Source organism: Delftia sp. ZNC0008 (genome assembly GCF_000799035.1).
GTDB lineage: Bacteria > Pseudomonadota > Gammaproteobacteria > Burkholderiales > Burkholderiaceae_C > Comamonas > Comamonas tsuruhatensis.
Genome location: NZ_JTKZ01000355.1, coordinates 1 through 8,220, shown reverse-complemented (window position 1 = coordinate 8,220; position 8,220 = coordinate 1). Strand labels below are relative to the sequence as shown.

Sequence of the window (8,220 nt, the reverse complement as noted above, 5' to 3'; positions counted from 1 at the left end):
CCGCGTCCATGAACCCGCGCGCCACGGCCGTGGTGCGCGCCAAGGTGTCGGGCGAGTTGCTGCGCCTGCATTTCAAGGAAGGCGACGAGGTCAAGGCCGGCCAGCTGCTGGCCGAGATCGATCCGCGCAGCTTCCAGGCCAGCTTCAACCAGATCCAGGGCACGCTGCAGCGCGACCAGGCGCTGCTCAAGAACGCCCAGCTGGACCTGCAGCGCTACAAGGAGCTGCAGGCCCAGGATTCCATTGCCGGGCAGCAGGTCGATACCCAGGCTGCGCTGGTGCGCCAGTACCAGGGCACGGTGGCCGCCGACCAGGCCCAGGCCGATGCGGCCAGGCTGCAACTGAGCTACACGCGCATCACGGCGCCCATTGCGGGCCGGCTGGGCCTGCGCCAGGCCGACCGGGGCAATGTGGTCAACCCTTCGGATGCCAACGGCATCGTCACCATCACGCAGGTCAAGCCCATCGATGCGGTGTTCTCCGTGCCCGAGGCGCATGTGGGCACGCTGGCGCGGCGCCTGGCCGAGGGCCGCGAGCTGCCCGTGGAGCTGTGGGACCGGGACCTGAAGCAGCAATTGGGGCGCGGCCGCCTGAATGCGGTGGACAACAGCATCGACATCGCCACCGGCACCATCAAGGCCAAGGCCGCCTTCGACAATGCCGAGGGCCGGCTGTTCGCCAACCAGTTCGTCAACGTCAGGCTGGAAGTGGACCGGCTGGAGCAGGCGCTGACCGTGCCGACCACGGCCGTGCAGAACAACTACGTCTATCTGGTCCAGGAGGATGGCACGGTGACGCAGCGGCGCATCGCCGTGGGCGTGACCGATGGCGACCGCGTCAGCGTCAAGGGCGAACTCAAGCCTGGCGAGCAGGTGGTGGTCGATGGCATTGACCGCCTGCGCGAAGGCGCCAAGGTCACGGTGATCGAGCCCGACAAGGTGCAGAAGGTGGACCAGGCCGTGCAGGACGCCTCCAGCCAGCCGCGCGGCATGCGCAATCTGCCGCCCGATGTGCGCGCCAAGCTGGCGACCATGAACCCCGACGAGCGCAAGGCCTACCTGCAGAAGCTGCGCGCCGAGCGCGGTGGGCAGCGCAATGGCGGCAATGGCGGTGGCAACAGTGGCGGCAGCAATGGCGCCGGCAGCGGCTCACCGACCGCCGAAGGTTCCGCGCCTGCATCCCAGGCACCTGCGCCGTCACCGGGCTCGCCCCAGCCATCGCCCGGCCCGGCGTCTGCCGCTCCGGCGGCTCCAGCGGCTCCCGCTCCTGCCGGGCGCTGAGCAGCGCCCGGCACCTGAAGACCGCAAGCCCTTCCAGGCGGCCCCATGAATCTTTCCCGCATCTTCATCCTGCGACCCGTCGCCACCTCGCTGCTGATGGTGGCGGTGCTGATCGCCGGCCTGCTGGCCTACCGGCTGCTGCCGATTTCGGCCCTGCCCGAGGTGGACTACCCCACCATCCAGGTCACCACGCTGTACCCGGGCGCCAGCCCCGACGTGATGACCTCCAACGTCACCGCGCCGCTGGAGCGCCAGCTCGGCCAGATGCCGGGGTTGTCGCAGATGTCGTCCACCAGTTCGGGCGGCGCCTCGGTGATCACGCTGCGCTTTGCGCTGGACATGGCCATGGACGTGGCCGAGCAGCAGGTGCAGGCCGCCATCAACGCGGGTGCCAACCTGCTGCCCAGCGACCTGCCCATGCCCCCGCTGTACAGCAAGGTCAATCCGGCGGATGCTCCCATCCTCACACTGGCCATCACCTCGCCCTCGCTGCCGGTGATCCGCGTCAATGACCTGGTGGAGAACCGCCTGGCGCCCAAGCTCTCGCAGGTCAACGGCGTGGGACTGGTGGCGATTGCCGGCGGGCGCCGGCCTGCCGTGCGCATCCAGGCCAACCCGACGGCGCTGGCCGGCCTGGGCATGACGCTGGACGATGTGCGCACCGCCATCGCCGCCGCCAACGTCAAGCAGGCCAAGGGCGGCTTCGACGGGCCGGCGCGCGCCTCCACCATCGATGCCAACGACCAGCTGCAGTCGGCGGCCGAGTACCGCAACCTCATCATCGCCTTCAAGAACGGCCTGCCCGTGCGCCTGTCCGACATCGCCCAGACCGTGGACGATGCCGAGAACACGCGCCTGGCCGCCTGGGCCGGCACGCCCGAGGGTGGCTCGCGCGCGGGCGTGATCCTCAACATCCGGCGCCAGCCCGGCGCCAACGTGATCGAGACGGTGGACCGCATCAAGGCGCTGCTGCCCCAGCTCAAGGAGACCCTGCCGGCCTCGCTGGACGTGCAGGTGCTGACCGACCGCACGGTGACCATCCGCGCCTCGGTCAACGACATGCAGCTGGAGCTGATGCTGGCCATCGCCCTGGTGGTGGCGGTGATCTTCGTCTTCCTGCGCAGCGCCTCGGCCACGCTGATACCGAGCTTTGCCGTGCCGCTGTCGCTGATCGGCACCTTCGGCGTGATGTACCTGGCCGGTTTTTCCATCAACAACCTCACGCTGATGGCGCTGACGATCTCCACCGGCTTCGTGGTGGACGATGCCATCGTGATGATCGAGAACATCGCGCGCTTCGTGGAAAAGGGCGAGCCGCCCATGCAGGCCGCGCTCAAGGGCGCCAGGCAGATCGGCTTCACCATCATCTCGCTGACGATTTCGCTGATCGCCGTGCTGATCCCGCTGCTGTTCATGGGCGACGTGGTGGGGCGGCTGTTCCACGAGTTCGCCATCACCATGGCGGTGGCCATCCTGATCTCGGCCGTGGTCTCGCTGACGCTCACGCCCATGCTGTGCGCGCGGCTGCTGCGCCACCAGCCCGAAGGGGCCGAGGAGGAAAAGCATGGCCGCCTGTACCACGCCACGGGCCGTTTCTTCGACCGCACCATTGCCGGCTACGGCCGCATCCTCACCTGGGTGCTGGACCGCCGTGGCCTGACCTGGATCGTCTTCCTGGCCACGCTGGCCGTGACCGTGCTGCTGTACTTTGCCGTGCCCAAGGGCTTCTTCCCGGACCAGGACACGGGCACCATCCAGGCCACGACCGAGGCCGACCAGTCCATCTCGTTTGCCGCCATGGCCGAGCGCCAGCAGGCCCTGGCCGAGCTGCTGCTCAAGGACCCGGCCGTGCAGAGCATCTCGTCCTTCATCGGCGTCGATGGCAGCAACACCACGCTGAACACGGGCCGGCTGCTGATCGACCTCAAGCCCCATGGCCAGCGCGATGGCGTGCCCGCCGTGCTGCGCCGCCTGTCCGACGATGCGCTGCAGATCCCGGGCATACGCCTGTACGCCCAGCCCGTGCAGGATCTGACCATCGAGGACCGCGTGGCGCGCACCCAGTACCAGCTTCTGATGTCCTCGCCCGACATGGCGCAGCTGGCCAAGAGCACCCAGGCCCTGGTCGAGCGCATGCACGACCTGCCCGAGCTGGTGGACGTGGGCAGCGACCTGCAGGACCAGGGCCTGCAGGCCTTCGTGCAGATCGACCGGGCCCAGGCCAGCCGGCTGGGCGTGACGGTCTCGGCCATCGACACGGCGCTGTACAACGCCTTCGGCCAGCGGCTGATCTCCACCATCTTCACGCAGTCCAACCAGTACCGCGTGGTGCTGGAGGTGGCGCCGCAGTTCAAGGTCGGGCCCGAGGCGCTGCAGTCCATCTACGTGGCCTCCAGCGCGGGCGCGCCCGTGCCGCTGTCCTCGGTGGCCACGGTCAGCGAGCGGCCCATGGCCCTGGCCGTGAACCATGTGGGCCAGCTGCCCGCCGCCACCATCTCGTTCAACACCGCGCCCGGCGTGTCGCTGGGCCATGCCGTCAAGGCCGTGCAGGACCTGATGGCCCAGCTGCGCACGGAGGGCCATATGCCGCTGTCGGTGGACGCTGCCTTCCAGGGCGCGGCCCTGGCCTTCCAGGCCTCGCTGTCCAACACGCTGCTGCTGGTGCTGGCGGCGGTGATCACCATGTACATCGTGCTGGGCGTGCTCTATGAGAGCACCATCCACCCGGTGACCATCCTGTCCACGCTGCCCTCGGCCGGCGTGGGCGCGCTGCTGGCCCTGCTGCTGGCGGGGCTGGACCTGGACATCATCGCCATCATCGGCATCGTGCTGCTGATCGGCATCGTCAAGAAGAACGCGATCATGATGATCGACTTCGCGCTGGAGGCGCAGCGCGAGGAGGGACATACGCCGCGCGAGGCCATCTACCAGGCCTGCCTGCTGCGGTTCCGGCCTATCCTGATGACGACCTTGGCGGCTTTGCTGGGGGCCTTGCCGTTGATGCTGGGGACGGGGGTGGGCAGTGAGTTGCGGCATCCGTTGGGGGTGACGCTGGTGGGGGGCTTGCTGGTGAGCCAGTTATTGACTCTGTTCACTACGCCTGTGATTTATTTGACGTTTGAGGGGTGGGCGCAGAGGTGGCGGGATCGTTCTTCTCGGGAGAGCGTTCATGCCTGAGCTTGCGCTCTTGTCTTGGCTGGCGCCGCTGGCCGGGGTTCGGCCCGGCGGCCGACCTACTTTCTTGCCTCGCAGCAAGAAAGTAGGCAAAGAAATGCGCCCCCACTGCCCACGACCCTTCGCTTCGCTGCGGGCAACCTGCGTTGGGCACGATGCGGGGTGTGCCGCAGAACTCGCTTTGCGCTTCGCGCGCCGCTCAGACAACTGCGGCAAGTCAGATGACGAAGCAAGCCTGTCCTTCGGCAGGCTTGCCACCCCGCACCGCGCCCAACGCAGGCGTGAGCAGAGGGGGGAAGGCGGGGGGATGGGCCATCGCTTCGCTCGGCCTGGGATTTTTGGGGCTGGATCATGAGCCAGCTGTCCAATCTCTCGGCGCCGTTCATCTTCCGGCCCATTGCCACCATGCTGATGACCATCGGCCTGGCGCTGGCGGGGGCGGTGTCGTATTTCCTGCTGCCGGTGGCGCCGCTGCCGCAGGTGGACTATCCGACGATTTCGGTGTCGGCCAGCCTGCCGGGTGCAAGCCCCGACACGATGGCGGCGACGGTGGCGACGCCGCTGGAGCGGGCGCTGGGGGCGATTGCGGGGGTCAATGAGATCACGTCCAGCTCCAGCCTGGGCAGTACACGCATCACGCTGCAGTTCGATCTGTCGCGCACGGTGGACAGCGCGGCGCGCGATGTGCAGGCCGCCATCAATGCGGCGCGCACGCTGCTGCCTTCGGGCATGCCGGGCAATCCTACGTATCGCAAGGTGAATCCGGCCGATGCGCCGATCATGATCCTGGCGCTGACGTCCAGCGCGCTGACGCGCGGGCAGATGTATGACGCGGCGTCCACCGTGCTGGCGCAGAAGCTCTCGCAGGTGGAGGGCGTGGGCCAGGCGTCCATCAGCGGCGGGGCGCTGCCGGCCGTGCGCGTGGAGCTGGACCCGGTGAAGCTGGCGGCCAATGGCGTGTCGCTGGACCAGGTGCGCACCGCCATTTCGGCCACGAATGCCAACCGGCCGCTGGGCGCGGTGGAGCGCGAGGACCATTACTGGCAGGTGACCGCCAATGACCAGGCGCGCGTGGCGGCCGACTATGCGCCGCTGGTGCTGCGCTGGAGCAATGGCAATGCGATCCGGCTGCAGGACGTGGCCGATGTCACGGATTCGGTGCAGGACGTGCGCAACTACGGCGTGGCCAACGGCAAGCCCGCCATCCTGCTGCAGATCTTCAAGCAGCCCGATGCCAACATCCTGGAGGCCGTGGCGCGCGTGCGCTCTTTGCTGCCGCAGCTCAAGGCGTCCATCCCCGAGGCGATCGATCTGACCATCGTGTCCGACCGCACGCCCACGCTGCGCGCCTCGGTGGTGGAGGTGGAGCGGGCGCTGTTGATCGCCGTGGCGCTGGTGATCCTGGTGGTGTTCCTGTTCCTGCGCAATGGCCGGGCCACGCTGATTCCGGCCGTGGCCGTGCCGGTGTCGCTGGCGGGCACGTTCGGCGTGATGTACCTGGCCGGCTATACGCTGGACAACCTGTCGCTGATGGCGCTGACCGTGGCCACGGGCTTTGTGGTGGACGATGCCATCGTGGTGCTGGAGAACGTGATGCGCCACATGGAGCGCGGCAAGACCGCGCTGCGCGCGGCGCTGGACGGGGCGCGCGAGATCGGGTTCACCGTGGTGTCCATGAGCCTGTCGCTGATCGCGGTGTTCGTGCCCATCCTGTTCATGGGCGGCATCGTGGGGCGGTTCTTCCGCGAGTTCGCGGTGGTGATGTCGGCGGCCATTCTGATCTCGATGGTGGTGTCGCTGACCACCACGCCCATGATGTGCGCGGCGCTGCTGCGGCCGCAGCGGCCTGCTGCACAGGCGCGTCCGCGCGGGCCAATGGGCCGCGCCTGGGACCGTTTCGGCGCCTGGGTGGGCCGTGCCGAGCGGCGTGCCATGTCCGGCTACCGCGCAAGCCTGGCCTGGTGCCTGCGCCACCAGCCGCTGGTGCTGCTGGTGCTGGCCGGCGTGGTGGCGCTGAACGTGCACCTGTACATGGCCATCGACAAGGGCTTCATGCCCAGCCAGGACACGGGCCGCGTGATGGGCTTCATCCGGGCCGACCAGTCCACCTCCTACCAGGCCATGGAGCAGCGGCTCAAGCGCTTCCTGTCCATCGTGCAGGAAGACCCGGCCGTGGAGTACGTGACGGGCTTCACGGGCGGCGGCCAGCGCAATGCGGCCAACATGTTCATGTCGCTCAAGCCGCTGGCCGAGCGCAAGGTATCGTCCGACGAGGTGATCAACCGCCTGCGCGACAAGCTCAAGAACGAGCCCGGCGCGAGGCTGTTCATGGTCACGCAAAGCGATATCCGCATCGGCGGGCGGCAAAGCTCGGGCTCGTACGACTACACGCTGCAGGCCGACGACATCCAGGACCTGCGCACCTGGGAGCCGCGCATCCGCCAGGTGCTGTCGCAGCTGCCCCAGCTCACGGACGTGAACAGCGATGTCTCCGACTTCGGCCTGCAGACCTCGCTGGTGATCGACCGCGACGCGGCCACGCGCCTGGGGCTGACGGTGGCGCAGATCGACGGCACGCTCAACAACGCCTTCGGCCAGCGCCAGGTGGGCGTGATCTACAACCCGCTCAACCAGTACCGCGTGGTGATGGAGGCCGCGCCCCGCTACCTGCAAAGCCCCGAGACGCTGCGCGGCTTCTTCTTCGTGAACAACCAGGGCGAGCAGGTGCCGCTGACCTCGTTTGCACGCATCACCACCACCAACACGCCGCTGTCCGTGAACCACGACCGGGGCACGCCGGCCAGCACCATCAGCTTCAGCCTGGCCGAAGGCGTGGCGCTGTCGGATGCCAGCGACGCCATCCGCGCGGCCGTGGCCGAGCTGGGCGTGCCCGTGTCGGTGCGCGGCAGCTTCAGCGGCACGGCAGGGGCCTTCCAGCAGGCGCTGTCGGGGCAGCCGCTGCTGATCCTGGCGGCCATCATCACCATCTACCTGGTGCTGGGCGTGCTCTATGAGAGCCTGGTGCACCCGCTGACCATTCTTTCCACGCTGCCCTCGGCCGGCGTGGGTGCGCTGATGGCGCTGATGCTGTTCAAGACGGAGTTCTCGCTGATCGCGCTGATCGGGGTGATATTGCTGATCGGCATCGTCAAGAAGAACGCCATCATGATGATCGACTTCGCGCTGGAGCGGCAGCGCGGCGGCCACGCCACGGCCGCCCAGGCCATCTACCGCGCCTGCGAGCTGCGGCTGCGCCCCATCCTCATGACCAGCCTGGCGGCCATCTGCGGCGCACTGCCGCTGGCCCTGGGCCGGGGCGACGGCGCCGAGCTGCGCCAGCCGCTGGGCATTGCCATCGTGGGCGGCCTGATGCTGAGCCAGCTGCTCACGCTCTACACCACGCCCGTGGTCTATGTGCTGCTGGACAGGCTGCGCCAGCGTGTCATGGGCCTGCGTGGCCGCGTGCAGGGCAAGGACCGCGGCACCCCTGTGCCCGCCGCATCACCCCAGTGAACCGAATCCGAAAGCCCAAGGCCATGCAGCTGAAGACACTCCAAACCCCGGCGATCTGGCTGGCCGCCGCGCTGCTGGCCGGCTGCTCCACGCAGAGCGCCTACCAGCGCCCCGCACTCGAGGTGCCGGCCCAGTTCAAGGAAGCCACGCCCGAGGCGGCCGAGGCCGGCATCTGGCGGCCCGCGGACCCGTCGCGTGCGCAAGTGCCCGACAACTGGTGGGAGCTGTTCGGCGACGAGCAGCTCAACCGCCT

General features: G+C 68.4%; 3 protein-coding genes and 1 pseudogene. All 4 read left to right on the top strand.

Features of this window, described 5'->3' with window-relative positions; all coding sequences use genetic code 11:
- Positions 1-1,280: efflux RND transporter periplasmic adaptor subunit (locus L995_RS11775; RefSeq protein WP_047471888.1), on the top strand; the 1,280-nt coding region annotated here is incomplete at its 5' end.
- 45 nt (positions 1,281-1,325) lie between these two features.
- Complete coding sequence (locus tag L995_RS11770) at positions 1,326-4,457, top strand: MdtB/MuxB family multidrug efflux RND transporter permease subunit (RefSeq protein ID WP_047471886.1); 3,132 nt, start codon at positions 1,326-1,328, stop codon at positions 4,455-4,457.
- 348 nt (positions 4,458-4,805) lie between these two features.
- Positions 4,806-7,967 (top strand): multidrug efflux RND transporter permease subunit, encoded by a 3,162-nt coding sequence (locus tag L995_RS11765; RefSeq protein ID WP_016454684.1) that lies wholly within the window; start codon positions 4,806-4,808, stop codon positions 7,965-7,967.
- A 23-nt stretch (positions 7,968-7,990) separates the two neighbouring features.
- Positions 7,991-8,220: pseudogene (locus L995_RS11760) on the top strand (RND transporter); the annotation flags it as partial.